Origin of the sequence: Halorubrum tropicale (assembly GCF_001280455.1) — an archaeon.
Classification (GTDB): Archaea; Halobacteriota; Halobacteria; order Halobacteriales; family Haloferacaceae; genus Halorubrum; species Halorubrum tropicale.
In genome coordinates this window covers 996539-1018006 of record NZ_LIST01000001.1, presented here as the reverse complement: position 1 = coordinate 1018006, position 21468 = coordinate 996539, and the positions used below count along the sequence as shown (strand labels likewise).

Sequence of the window (21468 nt, the reverse complement as noted above, 5' to 3'; positions counted from 1 at the left end):
GCGGCCCTCCCGGCCGCAACGCGTTTGCCCCGCCGTCGCGTAGCCTCGGACATGCCTCGGCTCGCGTTCCGCGCGGCCGCCGCCGCCGTCGGCGTCGCCCTCCTCGTCGGCTACCTGACCGCGGCGCTGTTCGTCGCCGACCTGCTGCGCGCGGCCTGGGCGGCCCGACCGGACCTCCCGGTCCTCGTCGCGCTGCTTGCCGCGGTCGCGCTCGGGTCGGCGTACCTCAGCTACCGGCTCGGCACCGCCCAGATCCTCGCGAACCTGGAGGGCGACCGCGTCCCGCGGAGGCGGGCGCCGGATCTCCACCGCCGGATCGACTCGCTCGCGGCGCGGATGGACCTGCCGCGGCCGGCGCTGTACGTCACCGACGCCCGCGCGCCGAACGCGTTCGCCGTCGGCGGCGGGTCGGGGAGCGGGGCGCTCGTGATCGACCGGTCGCTGTTCCGGCTACTGTCCGCCCGCGAGATCGAGGCGATCCTCGCGCACGAGCTGGCGCACTTAGAGGGCAACGACGGGTTCGCGATCGCGATGGCGGACGGGGTCGGCCGCTCGCTGGTCGGGGTCGCCACCCTGGTCGCGCTGCCCGCGCTGCTCGCGCTGTCGGGGCTCGCGGCCGCCTCGGCGTGGATCCGCGGGCGACCCGGCGACCGGTCGGGGCCGTTCGCGCGGCTTCACCGCGCGCTCGCCGGCGCCCTGTTCGCCGCGTTCGTCCTCGCGACGCTCGTCGCCCGGTCGCGGTCGCGCAAGCGCGAGTTCGCGGCCGACGACCGCGCGGCCGAGGTGACGGGCGACCCCGCGGCGCTCGCGCGGGCGCTCCGCCGAATCGAGCGCGCGACCGACCCGGAGTGGCCCCTCGCGCCGTTCTCGTCGCAGAAACGGACCGACGAGACCGCAGAGCGCTGGCTCTCGACGCACCCCTCGACCGACGAGCGGGTCGAGCGCCTGCGGGAGCGGGCCGAGTCGCAGGGGCCGACGCGGCGGATCCCGGCGGGGCCGTCGCGGGCGAGCAGCGGACGCGGATCGTCGTGGCGGTGAGGGCTTACAGCCCGTACTGCTCGCGCGTCACGTCGTCGAGGCCCGACTCCGCCAGCACGTCCGCGGGCACGAGCATGTCTAACTGGACGACGCCGGGGAGCCGCCCGATCTGCACGCCACCGGTGAACGTGCACCGGGCGCGGACCTCGCCCTCGCTCATGCCGAGCAGCGTCCCGGCGCGGTCGAAGGCGTTCTGCGTGGCGTCGTTGACGGTCGCGCCGGAGCCGATCACCTGGATCGGCGCGGCGTCGGTGTCGACGTCGACGCCGTGCTCCGCGCCGAGGGCGTCGCCGGCCGCGACCTCCTCGTCGCTGTAGGGCGCGCTGATGAACGGGAGGTCCTCCTCGTTCGGCAGCAGGACGGGCCCGTCGAGATCGACGTCTTCGATCACCTCGACGTCCATCGTGACGGTCCCGCTCACGTCGGTGGTGTGGAGGGAGAGCTCGCCGTCGCCCTGGTTCGCGTGGAGGTCGCCGACGTAGATCCCGCCGCCGTCGACGACGACCGGACAGATCAGCGTCGCGCCCGCCCGGACCTCGGGCACGTCCATGTGGCCGTCGGTGCGCAGTTCGAGGTCGTCCTCGGTCTCGACGCCGTAGTCGTGGTCGGCGCCGATCAGGTTCTGGCCGAAGTCGCCGGCGTTGTGCGAGTCGGGCATCGTCACCGGCGGGGTCGTGCCGATGTTGCCGATGAACGGGCGGAGGCGGCCGAGCGTGCCTGGCATCTCGTCGGGCTCGTACAGCAGGATCGGGTGCTGGCGGGCGTTCTCGGGGATGTCCATCACGCGCTCGGCGTCGGTCGCGAGCGCGTGGGCGCCCTCATCGTCGAGCGTGATCCCGACCGCGTTCTCGTGGTCGAAGGCGACGGTGTAGCCGTACTCGAACCCGAACGAGGAGGCGTTGGCGCCGCACTCCGCGCAGCGGATCGCGTCCTCGCCGGTGCCCTCGACGACGGACTCGGGCCACGTCGTCCCGCACTCCGGGCAGCGGTGGTCGACGAACGGGTCGTCGCCGAACGCCTCGTCGCGTTCCGCCATCGACCCCGTGCTGGTGGCCATGCTCGTCACCTCCACGTCGCGGATGTGGATCGCGACGGCGTCGCCGACCTCGGCGCCCTCGACGCGGATCGGCCGCGTCACCTCGTGGCCGCCGCGGAACGAGGGCGTCACCATCGGTCCCCAACAGCCCGGCGGCGTGTACGTCGTCACCGTCCCGCCGTCCGCGACCGTCCCGGCCCACTCCTGGTCGGGCCCGACGAGCCCGAGCGTGTACTGGTCGACGTACAGCTCCTCTTCGACCTCTGTCTGCGCCATACCGTGTAGTGGTACGGCATGGCACATCATAACCGTAGGGGAGGCGGCACTCAGACCGGGAACCGCGAGGGCCGCCAAGCCCGAGGACCACGAGGCGCGCTCGCTCGACGGGCCGTCCGGGGCGAGAGCCAACCGCGCGCTCGCGGTCCGCCCGGCTCGCGGTCCGCCCGGCTCGCAGTCCGCGAATTTCGGCCCTCGGTCCGCGACCCCGCAAAGGGGTCACCGACCCACGATCCGGAGTTCGCCTGCGAGACCGTACGTATCGTTCGAAGATCGCGATTCTGAACGGACTCGGAGAGCATACGACTAGCCAAACCGAACTATTGAAGACAAAATCTTTTCACGACACAGTTCTGTGAGCGAATACGCGACGGAGACTCAGAATGCCAGCAATGGAAACCGCCGAGTTCGATACCGAACTCAGTCTCTTCAAATACGATAATCTCGAACAGCTTCCGTCTGAATACCGCGACCTCGACGAGAGCGAGCGAACGCGACGGATCGAGGGGGCGCTGGACGCGCTCGGCGACGACGTGGTGATCCTCGGTCACAACTACCAGCGGCGGGAGATCGTCGAGCACGCCGACTTCGTCGGCGACTCCTACCAGCTGAGCAAGGAGGCCGCGGCGGCCGACGCGGCGTACGTCGTCTTCGGCGGGGTCACGTTCATGGCCGAGTCCGCCGACATCATCACCGACGACGACCAGACGGTCGTTCTCCCGAGCATGGAGGCGTCGTGCCCGATGGCGGGGATGGCGGAGGCGCTCCAGGTCGACGCGGCGTGGGCGGAGCTGACGGCCGCGACCGACGCGGACGTCGTGCCGGTCACCTACATGAACAGCTACGCCGACCTCAAGGCGTTCTGCGCCGAGCACGGCGGCTTGGTGTGTACCTCCTCGAACGCCCACCGCGCCTTCGAGTACGCGCTCGACGAGGGCGACAAAGTGCTGTTCCTCCCCGACAAGCACCTCGGGGAGAACACCGCTCACCGGCTCGGGCTCGAAGACGAGATCGCCGAGTGGGACCCCTGGGACGCCGCGTCGGCCGACGCGGCAGGGGTCGTCGACAAGGACGTGATCCTCTGGGACGGCTACTGTCAGGTCCACGAGCGGTTCAGCCCGTCGCACGTCGAGCGGGTCCGGGCGGACCACGAGGACGCGCGGGTGGTCGTCCACCCCGAGTGCCGCCGGGAGGTCGTCGAGGCGGCGGACGTGGTCGGCTCCACCGCGACGATCCGCGAGACCGTCGCCGAGGCCGACCCCGGCGAGACGTGGGCCATCGGGACCGAGGTCCACCTGACCCGCCACCTCCAGCGGTGGCACCCGGAGGTGGACGTCGTCCCGCTGTGCGGCGAGGCGTGTATGGACTGTAACGCGATGCGCCAGATCGACCCGAACTACCTCGCGTGGGTGCTCGAAGAGTTGGCCGCCGGACGCGAGCGCAACGTCGTCGAGGTCGCGCCCGAGGAGAAGGACCTCGCGCGCGTCGCCCTCGACCGCATGCTGGAGGTGTGAGATGACGGGCCACGAGACCGCGGACGTGCTCGTCGTCGGCTCGGGGGTCGCCGGGCTGACGACCGCGCTCGCCGCCGCGCGCGAGGGCCGCGAGGTGACGGTGGCGACGAAGGCCACGCGCCCCGCGGACGCCGCGTCGTGGTGGGCGCAGGGCGGGATCGCAGTCGCCCGCGACCGGCCGGTGCGGTTCAAGCGGGACGTGCTGGCGGCCTCGGACGGCACCGCCGACCCGGACGCTGTCGACGTGCTCGTCGAGAACGCCGACGACGCGGTCCGGGACGTGCTCGTCGACACGCTCGGCGTCGAGTTCGACCGCGAGGCGGACGCCGGGACGTTCGACTACGGCCGCGAGGCCGCCCACAGCGAGGACCGGATCCTCCACGTCGGCGCGGCGACGGGCGAGCACGTCCACGTCCCCCTGTTGAACCACCTCGACGGACGCGACGGCGTCGAGATCGTCGACGACGCGGCCGCGCTCGACCTGATCGCGAGCGAGGGGCGCGTCCACGGCGCCGTCGTGGCGTCGGCCGACGGGCGCGTGCCGGTGTACGCGAACGCGACCGTGCTCGCGACCGGCGGGATCGGCGACCTGTTCCCGCGGTCGACGAACCCCCGCGGGGCCACCGGTGACGGGGTCGCGATGGCCGCGCTCGCGGGCGCCGACGTGACGGACATGGAGTTCGTCCAGTTCCACCCGACGGCGTACGACGCGGGCCCGGACGAGGAGGGGTTCCTCGTCAGCGAGGCGGTCCGCGGCGAGGGCGCGCTACTGCGCAACGGCGACGGCGAGCGGTTCATGCCCGGGTACCACGACGACGCCGAGCTGGCGCCGCGGGACGTGGTCTCGCGGGCCGTGGCCGCCGAGCGCGACGCCACGGGCGAGGTCCGCCTCGACGTCGGCCCGCTCGACTTCGCGGGCGCGTTCCCCGGCCTCGCCGAGAAGTGCGCCGACCGCGGCGTCGACTCCGCGCAGGGGATCCCCGTTGCGCCCGCCGAGCACTTCCTCTGCGGCGGCGTCGCGGTCGACGACCGGGGGCGGACGAGCCTCGACCGGCTCTACGCGGTCGGCGAGTGCGCGCGGACCGGCGTCCACGGCGCGAACCGCCTCGCCTCCACGAGCCTCCTCGAAGGGCTCGTGTGGGGGCTCCGGGCGGGCGCCGACGCGGCCAGAACTGTCGGGTCCGACGGGACGCCGGCGGACCCCGAGCGGGTCGCGCCCCCGGACCTGCTGGACCGCGACCCCGACCTCCCGCCGGCGTTCGCCCGCGAGAAGTTCCGGCGACTCCGCAGGGTGCTCGGCGAGCACGTCGGGATCGAGCGCGATCCGGCCGAACTCCGCCGAGCGCTCGGCGTGCTCCGGCGCCTGAAGGGGGAGGTCGACGCGTACGTCCGGACTCGGACGTCGCGGTCGCTCTACGAGCTGCGAAACGCCACCGTGACGGCGCTGCTCGTGACCCGGCAGGCGCTCGCGAACGGCGAGAGCGTCGGGACGCACTACGTCGCGGACGACGCCGAGCCCGCCGAGCCCGGGCCGGCGGCGGACGACTGATGCTCACCGACGCCGACGTGGAGCGCTGGCTCCGCGAGGACGTGGGCCACCACGACGTGACCAACGACGTGCCGGGCGAGACGAGCGGCCGGCTCGTCGCGAAAGAGCCCGGCGTCGCGGCCGGCGTCGACGCCGCGAGCGCCGTGTTCGACTACCTCGACGCGACTGTGACCGAGCGCGTCGCGGACGGGACCGCCGTCGACCCGGGCGACGCGCTGCTGCGGGTCGCGGGCCCGGCGAGGGCGGTCCTCCGCGGCGAGCGCGTCGCCGTGAACGTCGCGGCCCACGCCTCGGGAGTGGCGACGCGGACCGACGCCGCGGTTGAGGCCGCCCGCGAAGTCGATCCGGACGTCCGGGTCGCCGCCACGCGCAAGACGACGCCCGGGCTCCGGGGAGTAGAGAAGCGCGCGGTCGCGGCCGGCGGCGGCGACACCCATCGGCTCGGCCTCTCGCACATGGTCATGGTCAAGGACAACCACGTCGCGGAGCTGGGGCTGACGGAGGCGATCGAGCGCTTCCGCGAGCGCGCCTCCTTCGCGACGAACGTCGAGGTCGAGGTCGAGGGGCCCGACGCAGCCGCGCGCGCCGCCGCGGCCGGCGCCGACGTGGTCCTGCTCGACAACATGACGCCCGCGGAAACGGCGGCCGCGGTCGAGCGCGTGGCCGCCGCGGACGGCGACGCGCTGACCGAGGCGTCAGGCGGTATCACGGTGGAGGTCGTCCCGGACTACGCCGCGACCGGCGTCGACGTGATCTCGATGGGCGGGCTCACGCACTCCGCGCCGGCGCTCGACCTGTCGTTCCGGACGGGAGGCGACGGGTAGCGCGCCGGTGTCGGGGCGGGCGCCGGCGGCGGGGTCGGCTCCGTCCGCGAGCGTTGGCGTCGCGGAGTGATCTGGTGGTTTTTATAAATCCCACACCCACGGTCAGGGTATGCAGACCCACGTCGTGCCCGTCGGGTTCGACTACGACCGGATGATCGCCCCCCTCATCCGGGACCAGTTCGACGTCGACCGCGTGATCCTCTTGGAGGGCGCCGTCGGCAGCGAGGCCAACGTCGAGTACTCGCGGAACATCGCGCGCAAGCTCGAACAGGACTTCCGGAACCTCCTCGGCGCCGAGACCGTCCGCGAGCGGTTGGACGACGTGTACGACTACGACGCCGCCTTCGAGCGCGCCTTCGACCTGATCAACGCGGAGCTGGACCGCGACGACGGCGGCGACGCGGCGGGCGACGAGGCGGGCGCAGAGGACGTGGGGGACGCGGACGACCCGCCCGCCGGCGACCGCGAGGTGTGGGTGAACCTCTGTTCGATGCCTCGGCCGGTCTCGTTCGCGTTCGCGACCGCCGCGCACTCGATCATGGTCGAGCGGCAGGCGGACCGCGACCGCATCCACACCTACTACACGGCCCCCGAGAAGTACTTAGAGACCGAGCTGGCGGAGGAGCTGCGCGAGACGCGGGAGCTCCTGCGGGACCTCGACGCCGGGAGCGAGGCGCCGACGGAGGCGGGCGTCGACCCCGACCGCGTCGCCGACCGCCTGGCGAGCACCACCGATCTCCTCGCGGAGTTCGACGAGCGCGGCACCACCATCGGCGCAAAGCGCATCGGCGACCGCCACGTGATCGAGCTGCCGGTCGCCTCCTTCCAGAACGTCAAGCCGTTCGAGGAGCTGGTGCTGTTCACGCTCGGCGAGCACGGCGAGTTCGAGTCGGTCTCGGAGCTGGCGGAGACGCTCGCGGCCGAACTCAACGAGGAGTACACGGAGTCGTTCCGCTCGAAGGTGATCTACAACGTCGACCGGCTCGGCCCCGGCGGGAAGGGGTACATCGAGCGCGAGGAGCACGGGAAGTCCTACCGGACGAGCCTCTCGCGGATCGGGGAGCTGTGGGTCCGCGCGCACGCCGACGAGGACCGAGACTACCGGGACCCGGCGTGAACGCGCCCTGACGAGACGGTCGCTTATCTATCGATTATCGGTGGCTGGTCGGCGACGAAGGCCGTCGAAGCCCCAACCGATTCTCGACCCGTACCGCAACCGCGGCCTCGCGCCTCCCCAGCCTCGTCGCTGCCGGCCTCGCTCCGCTTCGGCCCCCAGCGACTCCCTCGCACGCGCTCCTCGCGGCCGCCCGCGGCGGCCGCTCGGAGGCGCGCGCCACCGCACTGGACTTCGGCGCTCGATTATCAGCCGTCGACTGTCTCGACCCGCCCGTTTATCAGGGTGGAACCGGGAGCGTTAAGGGATGAGTTCGGGGGGCAGTTCCGACGCGAGCGGGTCGAACGGTCGCGGGGGCGGCGACGGCGAGAGCGGCGCGAACGAGTTCGACTTCGCGGCGCCCGCGACTGACCAGTCGTTCGAGAACGCGCTCGCGAAGGCCCGCGACTGCGCCCGACTGACGGTCGACGACGCGACGGAACTGCTCGCCACGGGCACGGACCGCGAGGGGATCGACCCCGTCCGCAAGGAGGCCGTGCTGGAGGTGGCCGACCGGCGCCGGGCCGAGGAGGTCGGCGACGAGGTCACCTTCGTCGCCAACCTCAACAACAACGTCACCACGGCGTGTAACACGGGCTGTCTGTTCTGTAACTTCAAGGACACCGCGCACGCCTTCGAGGCCGACAGCGACGTCGAACACGCGGGGTTCACCAAGCCGCCCGCGGAGTCGCGCGCGGTCGTCGAGGACGCCCTCGACATGGGGGTCTACGAGGTGTGCTCCGTTTCGGGGCTCCACCCGGCGTTCGCGCTGAACGAGGAGCACCACGAGGTACTCGCCGCGCACGACGACCCCGCGAGCGAGGCGAACTACAAGCCGCCCGAGGCGTACGCGACCGACCCGGGCACCTACGTCGAACAGATGGCGGCGATGTCGGTCGGCGGCGTCCACCTCCACTCGATGACCCCGGAGGAGGCGTACCACGCCAAGCGCGGCACCGACTGGGCGTACGAGTCCGTCTACCGCGAGTTGGCCGACGCCGGCCTCGACTCCGCGCCGGGCACCGCCGCCGAGATTCTCGTCGACGAGGTCCGCGACGTGATCTGCCCGGGGAAGATCCGCACGGACGACTGGGTGGCCGCGATGGAGGGCGCGGCCGCCGCCGGCCTCGACGTCACCTCGACGATGATGTACGGCCACGTCGAGACGGTCGCGCACCGCGCGCAGCACCTGGAGGTGATCCGCGACCTCCAGGACCGGACGGGCGCGATCACCGAGTTCGTCCCGCTGTCCTTCATCCACCGGAACACCCCGCTCTACCGGCGCGGCGTCGTCGACTCCGGGCCCTCGCGCGCCGAGGACGAGCTGGTGGTCGCGGTCGCGCGGCTCTTCCTCGACAACGTCGACCACGTACAGGCCTCGTGGGTGAAGTCGGGCGACGCCCACGGGCTGAAGCTGCTCAACTGCGGCGCCGACGACTTCATGGGCACCATCCTCTCGGAGGAGATCACCAGCCGTGCGGGCGGCGAGTACGGCGAGTACCGCTCGTTCGACGACTACGTCGAGATGATAACGGCGATCGGTCGGACGCCCGTCGAGCGCTCGACGGACTACCGCACCCGCCGCCGGATCGATCCCGACGACGGCCCGCACGGCCCGCGGCTCGGCCCGCGCGCCGACGGGACGCCGATGCTCCCGGACGGGCCGTCCGGCGGCGAGAGCGGCGCCGACGCGACCGGGACGCCGCCCGCCGACGCCGACGACTGAGCGCCCGGAGCGACCCCGCCCGACTAGTTCCTCGCCGAACGTGTTCCCCCGACCGCCGGCGACTCCCAGCGAGTGGGAACCCGCGGTATCCCCTTTACCGTGGTACACGCCACCACGTGTGAGATGGCCCGACCCGACGCGCAGTCCGTCGACCGTCCGGAGAACGCCGCCGAAGACGGGAGCGGCGACGAGCGGATCGACCCGGACCGCCCGTCGCTCACGCGCTCCGACGAACGGCTGCTCTCGTACCTCGCCGACGTGGGCGCAGACTACCAAGCGTTCATCGCCGGGAACACGGGCCTGTACGCCGACCACGTCGAGTCGCGGCTGACCGCGCTGGCGGACGCCGGGCTCGTCGAGCGCGTCTCCGGCGAGGCGGTGTACCGCGTCACCGACGCGGGGCGGGAAGCCCTCCGCGAGGACTGCCCGCGCTGGTCGGACTGAGAGAGCGACGAGGTTCCCGCGCGGCGCCGCGCCCGTCTACCGCCCGAGCTCCTCGTGGGCCGACGAGAGGTGGCGCGACCCGAGCGCCGCGAGCAGGTTGAGCTCGCCGGCGAGCGCGCAGGCCGCGATCGACTCCGCGAGCGCGTCGGCGTTGCTCCCGGCCGGGTCGCCGCCGCCCGCGACCCCGAGGATCTCCAGGCTGGCCTGCTGCGTCGGCAGCTTCGTCCCGCCGCCGACCGTCCCCACTTCGAGGCTCGCCAGCGAGACGGAGACGTAGAGGTCGCCGTCGGCGGTCGTCTCGGCGGTCGTGATCGCGTTCGCCCCCTCGACGACCTGCGCCTCGTCCTGCCCGGTGGCGAGGAACATCGCCGCGACCGCGTTGGCGACGTGCGCGTTGAAGCCGAGCGCGCCCGCCTTCGCGGAGCCGACGAGGTTCTTCCGCGTGTTGATCTCCTCGATCGACTCCGGCGTCGTGCGGAGCCGCTCCTCGACGACCGCGCGCGGGATCGTCGCGTCCGCGACGACCGACCGCCCGCGCCCCTCGACGGCGTTGATCGCGGCCGGCTTCTTGTCGGAACAGAGGTTCCCCGAGAGCGCGACGAGCGAGGCGTCCGTCTCCGCCTCGATCACGTCGCAGGCCTCCCGCGTCGCGATGGTGACCATGTTCATCCCCATCGCGTCCTTCGTGTCGTAGCGGAACCGGCAGAAGACGCTGTTGCCGACGACGTACGGCGTCACGTCGAGCAGCTCGCCGTGGCTCGTCGTCGCCTCCGCGGCCTCGGCGAGCGCGGGCTCGTTGTCGCGGACCCAGTCGACGAGCGCCTCGGCCTCGGCGACGTCCGCGACCCGGAAGACGGGCGCGCGGGTCATCCCGCTCTTCGTCACCCGCGCCGTCGCGCCGCCGGCGTCCTCGATCACGGAGCAGCCGCGGTTGATCGACGCGACCAAGGCACCCTCGGTGGTCGCGAGGGGGAGGTAGCGCTCGCCCGAGGCGGCGCCGCCGTCGATCGTCACCGGGCCGGCGACGCCGACGGGGACCTGGACGCCCCCGAGCGTGTTCTCGATGTTCGAGCCGTGGACCGCGTCGGCGTCGAAGGCGTACTCGCCGAGCGGGTCGAGGTCGGCGTCGGTCGCCTCCGCGACGAGCAGCCGGCGCGCGGCGGTCGCGACGTCGGCGTCGGCGTGGTCTTCCAGCTCGTGGAAGCGGAGGTCGCCGTCGCGGACCCGGGCCGCGAGGTCCGCGGGAGTCGGTTGCGACATGGCGGCCACTCCTCGCGGCGGGCGCTAATTACTGTCGGTTCGGCCGGCTTCGAGGGGGAGAGACGGCGGGCGGAACGCGGCCGCCTACCGGCCGACGAACCCGGAGAGGCGCTCCCGGAGCGACTCGCCGCCGAGCTTGAGGTAGTAGGCGTCGCCGCCGTCCTCGTAGTAGTCGTCGATGCGGCGGATGACCTCGAAGCCGAGGTGCTCGTAGAAGCCGAGCGCCCGCCGGTTCGTCGTGCGGGCGTGGCAGGTGACCGACCGGTGGTTCGCCGCGACGTCGGCGATCAGCCGCTCGGCGTGGCCGCGGCCGCGGTGGTCGGGGTGAACGGCGAGAAAGAGGATGTAGCCGTCGCGCCGGACGGAGGCGAACGCGACGAGCCGGTCGTTCTCCACGAGCAGGTGGGCGGTCGACCGGCGGTAGGCGTCGACGAAGAAGCCGCGTCGCTGTCGGAGGACGCCCTCCGCGGACCGAATTCGCTCCTTGAGCTCCCACGCGGCGGTCGCGTAGTCGGACTCGCCGGGCGGGTCGGTCCGCTTTTCGACGTTGACGCTCACTGCAATGACCTAACACGTGGACGGAATATAACTCCACCGCCAGCGGGGACCGTTGCGAGCGGCTACGGCCGGCCAACGCTCCGCGATCCGACCGTAAGCGACCGTCAGGGCCGCGTCGGAACCGCAGGCGCGACGTGTCCGCGTCGGGACAGAAAACCTTTGTCGCGGTCGCGCGTGGTCGGTAGTAATGGCTATGCAGTCGTCGGGCATGGAGCGCATCCGACGGGCGTTCCTGACCGGCGTCGCCGTCGTCGTCCCCGCCGTCATCACGCTCGTCGTCCTGGCGTTCGCGTTCAACGCGGTGTACAACTACCTCGACCTGTTCTCGACGGCGGTCGTCACCGTATCGCCCGACGTGCCGCTGCCGCTGATCGGGTCCATCCCGCGGGAGCTCGCGATCGAGATCGCGGCGCCGGTGGTGTTCGTGGGCGTGATCATCCTGCTCGGCGCCGGCGTCGAGTCGTCGCGGTACGGAGAGCGCGCCGTCGACCAGGTCGACGACCTCGTCGAGCGGGTGCCGGGGATCGGTTCCGTCTACCAGGGGTTCCGGCAGATGAGCGACGCCATGTTGGAGTCGGACGGCGGGAACTTCCGCGAAGTCGTCCTCGTCGAGTTCCCGACCGAGGAGACCTACACCCTCGCGTTCATCACGAGCGAGACCCCGGCCGTCATCGCGGACCACGCCGACACGGAGGACGACGGGATGCGGACCGTGTTCATGCCGATGGCGCCGAACCCGGTGATGGGCGGCCACGTCGTCTTCGTCCCGGAGCGCCGGATCGTCGACGTCGAGCTGACCGTCGACGAGGGGATCCGCGCACTGGTGACGAGCGGCGTCGCCTTGGAAGAGGTCGCCGCCGACCTCGACGACGTGGATCCGGACGACCTCCACGCCGGGGCGCCCGAGCGGACCGTCGACGCCCGGTTCCCGGCCGACGAGCGCCCCGACACCGCCCACGAGCCGCGCGAGGAGGAGGGCGAAGGCAGCGACGAGACGTACCGGCCGGCGGAAGACGGGTCGCGAGAGGCGGTCGAGGGCAGCGGCCCCGGCGCCGGTGAGGACGACGGCCTCAGCGCTGACGAGGACGACGCCCCGAGCGCCGCCGACAGCGACCTCGGCGACGCGGCCGGGCGCAACCGCGGCTCCGGCCGATGAGCTACGCCCTCCGCGAGCACACGGCCGACGTGGCCGTGGAGGCGACCGCCGACACGCTTTCGGGGCTGTTCGCGGCGGTCGCCGACGGGCTCGCGGCCGCCAGCGCGGAGTCGGTCCCGGCCGCCGGCGAGCGGTTCGACCTCGACGTCGCCGCCGAGAGCCGCGAGGCCCTGCTGTTCGACTACCTCGACCGCCTGATCTACGAGCGGGACGTGCGGCTCGTTTTACCGGCCGACCACCGGTGTACGGTGATCGAGCCGGAGTCCGTCGACGCTGCGGACGACGACGCCGCGAACGCGGACGAGTGGCGGCTCACGGGGAGCGCGCGCGGCGTCCCCCTCGACGCGGTGGCGGCCCGCGAGATTAAGGCGGTCACCTACTCCGAGATGGCGCTCGAACGGCGCGGCGACGGGTGGTACGCGTACGTCGTGTTCGACGTGTGAAGCCGCCCCGTGGGGCGTGACAAACCGTTATGTCTGTCGAGTACATTGTTATCGTATGTCACGCACAGGGCTGCGCGACGGGACGGGACCGGACGGCACTGGCCGACGCTGGCGCGCGGGGGCGAGTTCGGGGCTCGTCGCCGGCGCGGCGATGGGGGCCGTGTTACACGCCGGCCTCGGGCTCATGCCGACGATCGGCGCGCTGGTCGGCGTCGAGACGGTCGTCGGCGGGTGGGCCGTCCACCTGTTCAACAGCACGCTGTTCGGCGCGCTGTTCGTCGCCGTCTTCGACCGGTCGTTCTTCGCCGACCTCCGCGGAGACGTGGGCGGGTGCCTGTCGCTCGGCGTCATCCACTCGGCGCTGCTCGGCGTGATCACCGGCGGGCTCCTGTTGCCGGCCGCCATCGCCATCGAGGGGGCCACGTCGCTGCCGGTGCCGACCCTGCCGGTCCCCGGCCTCACCGCGAGCTTCGAGTTCGGCGTCGTCATCGCGGTCGCGCACCTCGTGTACGGGGTCGTCCTGGGGCGGGCGTTCGCCGCGTTCACCCTCGCGGAGGGCGCGATCGACTGGCTCCCGACCGACCCCGCGAACCGGTAGCCGGCTCGTCAGCGCCCGGGCGACGTCGCGGCGGCCCGCCGGCGACCGCCTGACGCAACGCCCTTGGCGCCCCGCGTCGAAGTGGCGCGCATGACAGCGCGCGAGTTCGACGGGATCCGGCTTGAGAAGGTGCGCGAGCACGTCTGGGAGATCCCTCGCGAGGGCGGGATGAACGTCCCCGCGCGGGTCCTCGCCAGCGAGTCGCTGCTGGAGGCGATCGGCGACGACGACTCGCTCCGGCAGCTGAAGAACGCGACGCACCTGCCCGGCGTCGTCGAGCCCGCGATCTGTATGCCCGACGGCCACCAGGGGTACGGCTTCCCCGTCGGCGGCGTCGGCGCGATCGACGCCCGGACCGGCTGTATCTCGCCCGGAGCGGTCGGCTACGACATCAACTGCGGCGTCCGGATGGTGCGGACGAACCTCGCCTACGACGACGTGCGCGGCCGCGAGGAGGAGCTGGTCGACGCGCTGTTCGAGGCGATCCCCTCGGGGCTCGGCGGGGGCGGCGTGATCGACGGCACCGCCGACGCCGTCGAGGGCGCGCTCGAACGCGGCGTCGAGTGGGCGGTCGAGGCGGGGTACGGGATCGAGAGCGACCTCGCGTGCTGCGAGGACGAGGGACGGCGTCCCGACGCGCGCCCGGAGTACGTCTCCCAGAAGGCGATGGACCGCGGGCGCAACCAGATGGGGTCGCTCGGCTCGGGCAACCACTTCCTGGAGGTCCAGCGCGTCACCGACGTGTTCCGCGCGGACGTGGCCGAGTCCTACGGGCTGACAGAGGACGGGATCGTCGTCCTGATCCACTGCGGGAGCCGCGGGCTCGGCCACCAGACGTGTAACGACTACCTGCGCCGGATCGAGCAGGAGCACGGCGACCTCCTCGACGAGCTCCCGGACAAGGAGCTGGCGGCCGCGCCCGCCGGGTCCGAGCTGGCCGACGAGTACTACGGCGCGATGGGCGCGTGCATCAACTTCGCGTGGGTGAACCGCCAGCTGATCACCCACCAGACGCGCGAGACGTTCGGCGAGGTGTTCGACGCGGACCCGATCGACGACCTCGGGATGGAACTGCTGTACGACGTGGCGCACAACATCGCGAAGAAGGAGACCCACGAGGTCGGCGTCGACGCCGAGGGGCGCCCCGCCGTCGGCGACGCGGCCGTCGACCGCGCGGAGCGCCAGCTGTACGTCCACCGCAAGGGCGCGACGCGGGCGTTCCCCGCGGGCAACGAGGACGTGCCCGAGGCGTACCGCGGCGTGGGCCAGCCCGTCATCATCCCCGGCAGCATGGGCGCCGGGTCGTACGTGCTCCGCGGCGGCGACGAGTCGATGTCGGTGTCGTTCGGCTCGACCGCCCACGGCGCCGGGCGCCTGATGAGCCGGACGCAGGCGAAACAGGAGTTCTGGGGCGGCGACGTCCAAGACGACCTCGAAGACGGCCAGCGGATCTACGTGAAGGCCCAGTCCGGCGCCACCATCGCGGAGGAGGCCCCGGGCGTGTACAAGGACATCGACGAGGTGATCCGCGTCAGCGACGAGCTGGGGATCGGCGACAAGGTTGCGCGGACGTTCCCCGTGTGTAACATCAAGGGGTAACCGACCCGCCCGTCGGCCCGGCGGCTGCCGGCGAGTCAGCGCTCCCGCCTCGCCTCCCGGCCGAGGTGTTCCTCGACGGCGTCGACCTTCTCCGCGGCGGTCCCGTCGCCCGCCCGCTTGTCGTCGACCTTGAGGAACGTCGACACGCGGTCGCCGTCGACCGCGTCGTGGGCGGCCGCCGCGGCCACAAAGAGCGTCTCCGCGTCGTCGGCCTCGATCACCGTGCCCATCGGGTTCGTCTCGTAGCTCACGTCGAAGTCGTCGAGCGCGGCGACGGCCGCCGCCACCTCCGCGGCCATGCTCTCCTCGATCACCGGCGCGACGCTCAGCATCGCGATCGCTGTCATGACAGTGCGTGCGTCGCGGGGCCACTTAAGTAGTCGCGCGGGCCGGCCCGCGGTCGCGGGCGAGCCCGACCGCCCGCCTATTCGAGCGCGTCGCGCAGGAAGGAGAGCTGGTGGCCGACCGCGCCCTCGAAGTCGTCGCCGAGCACCGAGAAGTGGTCGGCGGGCATCGTGACGACGGTCCCGCGCGAGAGGCGCTCGCCGGCGGCCGCGACCGCGTCGGCGTCGACGATCGCGTCGTCGGTCCCCGCGAGCAGCAGCGCAGGGGCGTCGACCTCGTTGAGCCGCGTCACGGGTCGGTAGCCGACGAGGCCGAGCAGCGACCGCGCGGGCGTCTCGTTGCGCCACGCCGACTCGCGGTCGACGAGGTCGATGTACTTGCGCTCCGCTCCCGGCTCGGTGATCGCGGCGCGCTCCTCCGGGTCGCCGACGATCGGCACGGTGCGGCCGCGACCGACCCGGTGGCCGAGCAGGTCGCGGAGCCCGGCGGCGCCGGACCGGAGGAGGTAGCGCCCGCCGCGCCGCAGGGCGATTGCGCGCCCGTCGAGCATCGGGACGAGGCCGACCACGGCGTCGACGTCGCGGCGCTCCGCGGCGAGCGTGAGGACGTGCGCGGCCGACAGCGACGCCCCCCAGAGCACGAGGTCGTCGCCCGCGTCGTCGACGCGCTTCGCGCGGTCGAGCGCGGCCGCGTACGCGTCGCGCTGGCGGTCCAGGTCGACGAGCTGGGAGTCGCCGTCGGACGCGCCGAACTCGGGGTGGTCGAAGAGGAGCGCGGCGTAGCCCGCGTCCGCGAACCGCTCCGCGACGGCGGGGTAGCCGAAGCTCCGCTCCGCGCCGAGCCCCGGGGCCATCACGACGACCGGGGGGTCGTCCGCGTCGCCGCCCGGCAGGTACAGCGTCCCGCGGCAGGTCGCGCCGTCGACGTCGAACGCGACCGCGCGGGTGGCGAACCGCTCGCGGGCCGGGCGCGCGAGGCGGCGCTGCGCGCGGTTGACCGGCCTGCGTCGGGTCACCGGTCCGCCTCCTGCCCGTCCGCGTCGGCGTCCACCGCGTCCGACGAGCCCTCGCCCCCGTCACCGGGCTCGTGGCTGAGCGTCTCCAGCACGCGCGACGAGAACTCGGTCTCGGATATCTCGTAGCCGATGAGCGCCTCGAACCACTCGGCCTCCGCGTGCCACGTCCCGAGGACGTCGCCGGGCGAGCGGACCACCGTTCCCTCGACCCGGACGGGGTCCCACTCGTCGGCTTCGGCCTCGTCGATGAGCGCGTTGAGCGCGCGCCCGATCTCGCCGCGGTGGACCTCGCGGCCGGGGAACGCGGTCATGTACGTCAGCTCCAGCGGATCGCCCCCGTCGATCGATTCGACGCTGACGCCGTAGCTCCTGAGCTCCGGCTCCAGATCGGTCGTCCCCTCGTCGCCGGTCATACCCGACCCGTCGGCGGGACGGGATAAATCGGTACCGGCACGCGGCGGCGACGCGTCTGGGCGAACGGCGTCGGCAGAAAGCCGCGGACGGGGGGACGGCCGCCGAGTGGCGGCCGCGGGTGGGTTGTCAGAGGCACACGATTGTCCCGCGCGGCCAGACGGCAATACTCCGCGAAGCGATATAAACGCTCGGGCCGGGTACCATTTATGCGGCTCCCGTCCCTGTGTCCGGTCACATGCTCACCGCGGCCGCGACGGCGCTGACGCGAACCGACGACACCGCGGGCGTCGTCCTCGTCGGCGGGTCCGTGACGCTGTTGGGGTGGATCCTCACGCCCCTGTGGCTCGCCGGCGTCCTCTTCGTCAGCCCCGCCGTCGCCGTCGCGGCCCCGGTCGCGCTCGCGCCGTCGCTCGTGGCGCGCGGCTACCTCGTCCGGGTGACGCGGGCGGCGATCCAGCCCGGCGACGCCGCCGGCGCGCCGTCGCTCGTCGCCTGGGGAGAACTGGCCAGGGACGGCCTCAAGTCGGCGCTGCTGTCCGCGGCGCTGCTCGCGCCCCTCGCGGGCGGGCTCGCGGTCGCGGGCGGCGCCGTCGCCGCACTCGTCGCGGGCCCCGTCGAGCCGGGGGCGACCGCGACGGCCGTCGAGTCGGCGCTCGGACCGAACGGGCCGGCCGCAGTCGCCGTCGTCGCCGCCGCCGGCGTCCTCGCGCTCGTCGGCGCGTACCTGGTCGCGTTCGCGTACGTCCGCCCCGCGGCGCTCGCCGCGTTCGCCGCGTCCGGCCGCCTCCGGGACGGGCTCGACCCGCGAACGGTAGCCGGCGTCGCCGCGACGGGGCCGTACGCGACCGGCTGGACGCTGGCCGTCGGGGCGCTCGCGGTCGGGTACGCCGTCGCGGCGCCGACGGTTCCGCTCGTCGTCGGCGTCGCGGTCGCCTTCCTCGCTCGGATCGTCGCGCACGACCTCTACGGCCGGGGCGCGGCCGAGAGCCTGACCGAGGAGACGGAGGCGACGACGGCGGCGACCGCGACGCGGCGGCCGGTCGACGCGGCGCCCGACGCCGCGCGCTCGGGCGACGAAGCGGGAGCCGGCAGCGGATCGGGCCCGAGCGTCGGTCCGGCCGGCGACGGGCCGCCGGCTCCCGTGGTGTCGGGGGACGGCGGACGACCGATGCGGAGCGAGCCGCCGGCCGCGGTTCAGGTCGGCCGCGGCGTTTCTGTCGCTGACGAGAGCGACGAGTCCGCCGACACCGACCCGACCCGCGCGGACGAGGCGGGCGGCGCGGACGCCGATCCGACCGGCGGCTTCGAGTGGGGGCCGGCGCTGTCCGACGCGGAAGACAAGAGTTGATACGGGCGCGAGCGAACGCCCGGACATGCGCATCTCCGAGCGGGGGTACGGCGAGGAGGGCCGGGAACGGCTCACGCTGGTCCCCGAGAACGTGGACGACCTCTGGCACCTCGCGCACGTCCTCGAACCCGGGGACCTGGTCGAGGGCGACACCACCCGGCGGATCCAGCGGAACGACGACCAGATGCGGGACACCGGCGGGCAGCGCGAGCACATCTTCGTCACGCTGGAGGTCGAGGACGTGGAGTTCGCGCGGTTCGCCAACCGGCTCCGCGTCGGCGGCGTCATCGTCGGCTGCTCGCGCGAGGACCAGCTCAACGCCCACCACACGCTCAACGTCGAAGAGCACGACGAGATAACCGTCGAGAAGCACTTCAAGCCGGACCAGACGGAGCGGTTGGAGGAGGCGACCGAGGCCGCGGAGAACCCCGACGTGGCCATCGCCACCGTCGAGGAGGGCGCCGCCTACGTCCACACCGTCCAGCAGTACGGCACGGAGGAGTACGCCTCGTTCACGAAGCCGACGGGGAAAGGCGAGTTCTCGCGGCCGCGCGAGGAGCTGTTCGCGGAACTCGGCGAGGCGCTCGCGCACCTCGACGCCGACGCCGTGATCCTGGCCGGGCCGGGGTTCACCAAGCAGGACGCGCGCGACTACATCGAGGAGGAGTACCGCGACCTCGCAGACCGGCTCACAACGGTCGACACCTCCGCGGCGGGCGACCGCGGCGTCCACGAGGTCCTCAAGCGCGGCGCGGTCGACGAGGTCCAGAAGGAGACCCGCATCTCGAAGGAGGCGAGCCTCATCGACGACCTGACCGAGAACATCGCGAAAGGCGAGAAGGCGACGTACGGCCCGGACGACACCGCCGAGGCCGCCGAGTTCGGCGCGGTCGAGACGCTGCTCGTCGTCGACGAGCGCCTCCGCACCGAGCGACAGGGCGACGGCGACTGGGACATCGACGTGAACGCGGTGATCGAGTCGGTCGAGCGGCAGGGCGGCGACGTGGTCGTCTTCTCCTCGGAGTTCGCGCCCGGCGAGCAGCTCGCCAACCTCGGCGGCATCGCCGCGATCTTACGCTACCGGCTCCAGTGAACGGCTGACGGTCGAAGTGCGGCGGCGCGTGCCTGCGAGCGGCCGCCACCGGCGGTCGCGAGGAGCACGCGCGAGGGAGTCGGTGGCGGTCGAGCGAAGTGAAGACCGCCACCGACGAGGCTGGGGAGGTGCGAGGTGCCGTGCGGGGCGGGAATCGAAGGGGCAGTCGCGGGGCGGGCGCAGGTGACGCAAGGACCGCAACGAGGGAGCGAGGCGACCGAGTGAGGACCGCAGCGAACGTGCGCCCGCCTCGCGGCTGGGGCTTCGGTGGCGTCCGTGTCGATCGCCAGTTTACAAGTGTCACCTTCGTACGGCCGAGCGACCGGGGCTTCGGCGCGCTCGGCCCGCGGACCGTCCACAACGAAACCGGTCACGTACGCGGCCGTGACCTTATGAGAGCGGGCCGCCAACTCCGGATCGATGGCGGACCGACCCGGCGGTGACGAGAGCGTCTCGACGACCGCCGACCGCGAAAGCGCCGACGACGTGGACGCCGACGCGCTCCCCGACACCGACGCCCGCTCCGACACCGATGCCCGCTCCGACACCGACGCCCGCTCCGACACAGACGTCCTCTCGGACGCCGAGGCCCTCCCCGACGACCTCGACGACGCGGGCGTCGACGAGGCGGTGAAGCGCCGGCTCCGCGAGGCGTACCTCAACGACGAGGAGAACGCGCTGATCGTCACGCGGGTGCGCTCCGTCGGCGACCGCGTCGCCGTCGAGATGCGCCCGCCCCACGGCGACGCCACGCACACCGAGCGGTTCGACGCGCCCCGCGACGGGTCGCTTCAGGAGTCCGAGGCGTTCCTGGGGTTCTTGGAGGCCGCGGGCGTCTCGCCGCTCGACGTCGACGAGCTCGTCGGCAGCCGCGTGCCGGCGACGTACGACCCGGAGACGGGCTGGCGGGTCGACGCCGCGTACCGTGGCGACGACGACGCCGAGGAGTCGGGGCGGCTCGCCGACGCCCGCGAGTGGCTGTGGACCTACCGGGCGTGGCTGCTCGCGGCGCTGCTCGTCGGCGGCGAGCTCGCCTTCGTCGCCGTGATCATCCTCGTGTACGCCTGAGCCGCGGACGCGACGCGCCGCGGCTCAGAGCATGCGGAGCCGGTATCCCCCGGCGGCGGTCTCGTCGGTGACGCGGCCCGTTTCCAGCGCCGCGTCGAGAATCTCGACGACGAACTCCTTCGGCACCTCGACGCCGATGAAGTCGGTCCCCTCGCGCGCCGTCGTGAGCCGCGCCATCGTTCGCTTCGTGCCGTCGTCGTTGTAGATGCTCCCCACGCGCTCGCCGTCGCGGCGGAACCGCAGCGTCACGTCGGTGGGTTCGAGCGCGTCGAAGCGCACCTCGAACACCCGGTCGTCGCTCTCCAGCCGCGCGAGGATCGCGCCGTCGTGCTCGACCACAGTGGTCTCCATACCCTCGCTACGGGCTCGACGCATATAACGGCGGCACGCGCTCGTGTCGCACGCGGGCGCGACGGGACGGCGTCAGGCCGCGTCCTCGGCGTCCAGGTAGCCGTTGACCAACTGCGGCGCCACGACGCCGACGAATAGCAGGACGCCGATCAGGACGGTGTCGCTCAGGCTCGTCGCGACGCGACCGCCGTACGCCAACGCCAACCCGACCGCCATGAACAGGAGGATGACCGCGTTCTCTCGGGAGACCATACGCGTGACTGGCCGATCGAACGGCAAATACTCTTCGGGCGTTACTCGACGCTGCGCCCCTCAGTCGACGGTCGGCGCCGTCTCGTCGGTCGTCCCCGGGATCTCGAGTTCGATCTCGAGCTCCTGTTCGCCGTACCCCTCGTAATCGATCTCGAGTTCGACGGGCTCGCCGAACGCGAACGGTAGCGTCCACTCGTCGCCGGTAAGGGTCAGCTCGTCGCCCGCCTGAAGCTGTTCGCCGACTTCGACCAGGAACCGGCCGGCCTCGGCGGCGGTCAGGCGGTACTCCTGTTCGAAGTCGCGGCCCTCTCTGATGAGGGTCAGGTCGTCTTCGGACTCATCTCGCGAGTCGGTATCCGTCTCCGTCATCTCCCGTCAGTTGCCGGCGCACGCGAATAAGCTGCGCGG

At 72.6% G+C, this 21468-nt stretch carries 22 protein-coding genes and 1 pseudogene; 14 read left to right on the top strand and 9 right to left on the bottom strand.

Annotated features, from left to right (window positions below):
- Positions 1-51: 51 nt before the first annotated feature.
- A complete protein-coding gene (locus AMR74_RS05035) occupies positions 52-1038 on the top strand; it encodes a M48 family metallopeptidase (RefSeq protein WP_053770943.1) in 987 nt (328 codons plus the stop codon).
- Positions 1039-1042: 4 nt separating this feature from the next.
- Here AMR74_RS05035 and AMR74_RS05030 read toward each other — a convergent pair whose 3' ends face one another.
- On the bottom strand, positions 1043-2350 hold the full coding sequence (locus AMR74_RS05030; protein WP_053770942.1) for an acetamidase/formamidase family protein: 1308 nt from the start codon (positions 2348-2350) through the stop codon (positions 1043-1045).
- Between the two features lie 383 nt (positions 2351-2733).
- On the opposite strand from AMR74_RS05030, the gene nadA reads away from it, so the two are divergent.
- The 6 genes from nadA (at position 2734) to AMR74_RS05000 (ending at position 9560) form a co-directional block, all read left to right on the top strand.
- Positions 2734-3864 carry a quinolinate synthase NadA gene (gene nadA / locus AMR74_RS05025; RefSeq protein WP_053770941.1) on the top strand — a complete coding sequence of 377 codons (1131 nt, stop codon included), beginning with the start codon at positions 2734-2736 and terminating at the stop codon, positions 3862-3864.
- 1 nt (position 3865) lies between these two features.
- Positions 3866-5413 (top strand): L-aspartate oxidase, encoded by a 1548-nt coding sequence (locus AMR74_RS05020; RefSeq protein WP_053770940.1) that lies wholly within the window; start codon positions 3866-3868, stop codon positions 5411-5413.
- Positions 5413-6237 (top strand): carboxylating nicotinate-nucleotide diphosphorylase, encoded by an 825-nt coding sequence (gene nadC, locus AMR74_RS05015; RefSeq protein WP_053770939.1) that lies wholly within the window; start codon positions 5413-5415, stop codon positions 6235-6237. The genes AMR74_RS05020 and nadC overlap by 1 nt, the downstream gene beginning before the upstream one ends.
- 109 nt (positions 6238-6346) lie before the next feature.
- Positions 6347-7354: an HFX_2341 family transcriptional regulator gene (locus AMR74_RS05010; RefSeq protein ID WP_053770938.1), complete on the top strand. Its 1008-nt coding sequence runs from the start codon at positions 6347-6349 to the stop codon at positions 7352-7354.
- 304 nt (positions 7355-7658) lie between these two features.
- Positions 7659-9116 carry a 7,8-didemethyl-8-hydroxy-5-deazariboflavin synthase subunit CofH gene (gene cofH / locus AMR74_RS05005; protein WP_053770937.1) on the top strand — a complete coding sequence of 486 codons (1458 nt, stop codon included), beginning with the start codon at positions 7659-7661 and terminating at the stop codon, positions 9114-9116.
- 123 nt (positions 9117-9239) lie between these two features.
- Positions 9240-9560 (top strand): DUF2250 domain-containing protein, encoded by a 321-nt coding sequence (locus AMR74_RS05000; protein ID WP_053770936.1) that lies wholly within the window; start codon positions 9240-9242, stop codon positions 9558-9560.
- Between the two features lie 36 nt (positions 9561-9596).
- On the opposite strand, the gene hmgA is transcribed toward AMR74_RS05000, so the two are convergent.
- Both hmgA and AMR74_RS04990 read right to left on the bottom strand, forming a co-directional pair.
- Positions 9597-10820 (bottom strand): hydroxymethylglutaryl-CoA reductase (NADPH), encoded by a 1224-nt coding sequence (hmgA, locus tag AMR74_RS04995; RefSeq protein WP_053770935.1) that lies wholly within the window; start codon positions 10818-10820, stop codon positions 9597-9599.
- An 84-nt stretch (positions 10821-10904) separates the two neighbouring features.
- The gene (locus tag AMR74_RS04990) at positions 10905-11378 is read right to left on the bottom strand and encodes a GNAT family N-acetyltransferase (RefSeq protein ID WP_053770934.1); all 474 of its coding nucleotides are present in this window, start codon (positions 11376-11378) and stop codon (positions 10905-10907) included.
- 187 nt (positions 11379-11565) lie between these two features.
- Here AMR74_RS04990 and AMR74_RS04985 point away from each other — a divergent pair.
- From AMR74_RS04985 to AMR74_RS04970, 4 genes and pseudogenes are all read left to right on the top strand, one after another.
- Positions 11566-12372 (top strand): annotated as a pseudogene (locus AMR74_RS04985) (DUF502 domain-containing protein); the annotation flags it as partial.
- Between the two features lie 158 nt (positions 12373-12530).
- A complete protein-coding gene (locus AMR74_RS04980) occupies positions 12531-12977 on the top strand; it encodes an archease (RefSeq protein ID WP_053770933.1) in 447 nt (148 codons plus the stop codon).
- A gap of 55 nt (positions 12978-13032) precedes the next feature.
- Positions 13033-13575: a hypothetical protein gene (locus AMR74_RS04975; RefSeq protein ID WP_053770932.1), complete on the top strand. Its 543-nt coding sequence runs from the start codon at positions 13033-13035 to the stop codon at positions 13573-13575.
- 90 nt (positions 13576-13665) lie between these two features.
- Positions 13666-15174: an RtcB family protein gene (locus AMR74_RS04970; protein ID WP_053770931.1), complete on the top strand. Its 1509-nt coding sequence runs from the start codon at positions 13666-13668 to the stop codon at positions 15172-15174.
- A 35-nt stretch (positions 15175-15209) separates the two neighbouring features.
- Here the strand turns inward: AMR74_RS04970 and AMR74_RS04965 are convergent, their stop codons facing one another.
- The 3 genes from AMR74_RS04965 to AMR74_RS04955 form a co-directional block, all read right to left on the bottom strand.
- Entirely contained in the window at positions 15210-15521 is a 312-nt protein-coding gene (locus AMR74_RS04965) for a thiamine-binding protein (RefSeq protein ID WP_053770930.1), read from the bottom strand.
- 77 nt (positions 15522-15598) lie between these two features.
- Complete coding sequence (locus AMR74_RS04960; protein ID WP_053770929.1) at positions 15599-16534, bottom strand: alpha/beta hydrolase; 936 nt, start codon at positions 16532-16534, stop codon at positions 15599-15601.
- Positions 16531-16947 carry a hypothetical protein gene (locus AMR74_RS04955; protein WP_053770928.1) on the bottom strand — a complete coding sequence of 139 codons (417 nt, stop codon included), beginning with the start codon at positions 16945-16947 and terminating at the stop codon, positions 16531-16533. Before AMR74_RS04955 ends, AMR74_RS04960 begins: the two co-directional genes overlap by 4 nt.
- A gap of 236 nt (positions 16948-17183) precedes the next feature.
- On the opposite strand from AMR74_RS04955, the gene AMR74_RS04950 reads away from it, so the two are divergent.
- The 3 genes from AMR74_RS04950 to AMR74_RS04940 all read left to right on the top strand — a co-directional run bounded on the left by AMR74_RS04950 (position 17184) and on the right by AMR74_RS04940 (position 20457).
- On the top strand, positions 17184-18296 hold the full coding sequence (locus AMR74_RS04950) for a DUF4013 domain-containing protein (RefSeq protein WP_053770927.1): 1113 nt from the start codon (positions 17184-17186) through the stop codon (positions 18294-18296).
- 25 nt (positions 18297-18321) lie between these two features.
- Complete coding sequence (locus tag AMR74_RS04945; RefSeq protein ID WP_053770926.1) at positions 18322-19389, top strand: mRNA surveillance protein pelota; 1068 nt, start codon at positions 18322-18324, stop codon at positions 19387-19389.
- A 420-nt stretch (positions 19390-19809) separates the two neighbouring features.
- The gene (locus tag AMR74_RS04940) at positions 19810-20457 is read left to right on the top strand and encodes a hypothetical protein (protein WP_053770925.1); all 648 of its coding nucleotides are present in this window, start codon (positions 19810-19812) and stop codon (positions 20455-20457) included.
- 24 nt (positions 20458-20481) lie between these two features.
- Here the strand turns inward: AMR74_RS04940 and AMR74_RS04935 are convergent, their stop codons facing one another.
- From AMR74_RS04935 to AMR74_RS04925, 3 genes are all read right to left on the bottom strand, one after another.
- On the bottom strand, positions 20482-20808 hold the full coding sequence (locus AMR74_RS04935; protein WP_053770924.1) for a hypothetical protein: 327 nt from the start codon (positions 20806-20808) through the stop codon (positions 20482-20484).
- 72 nt (positions 20809-20880) lie between these two features.
- On the bottom strand, positions 20881-21060 hold the full coding sequence (locus tag AMR74_RS04930) for a hypothetical protein (RefSeq protein WP_053770923.1): 180 nt from the start codon (positions 21058-21060) through the stop codon (positions 20881-20883).
- 60 nt (positions 21061-21120) lie between these two features.
- Positions 21121-21429: an amphi-Trp domain-containing protein gene (locus AMR74_RS04925; RefSeq protein WP_053770922.1), complete on the bottom strand. Its 309-nt coding sequence runs from the start codon at positions 21427-21429 to the stop codon at positions 21121-21123.
- Positions 21430-21468: the final 39 nt, after the last annotated feature.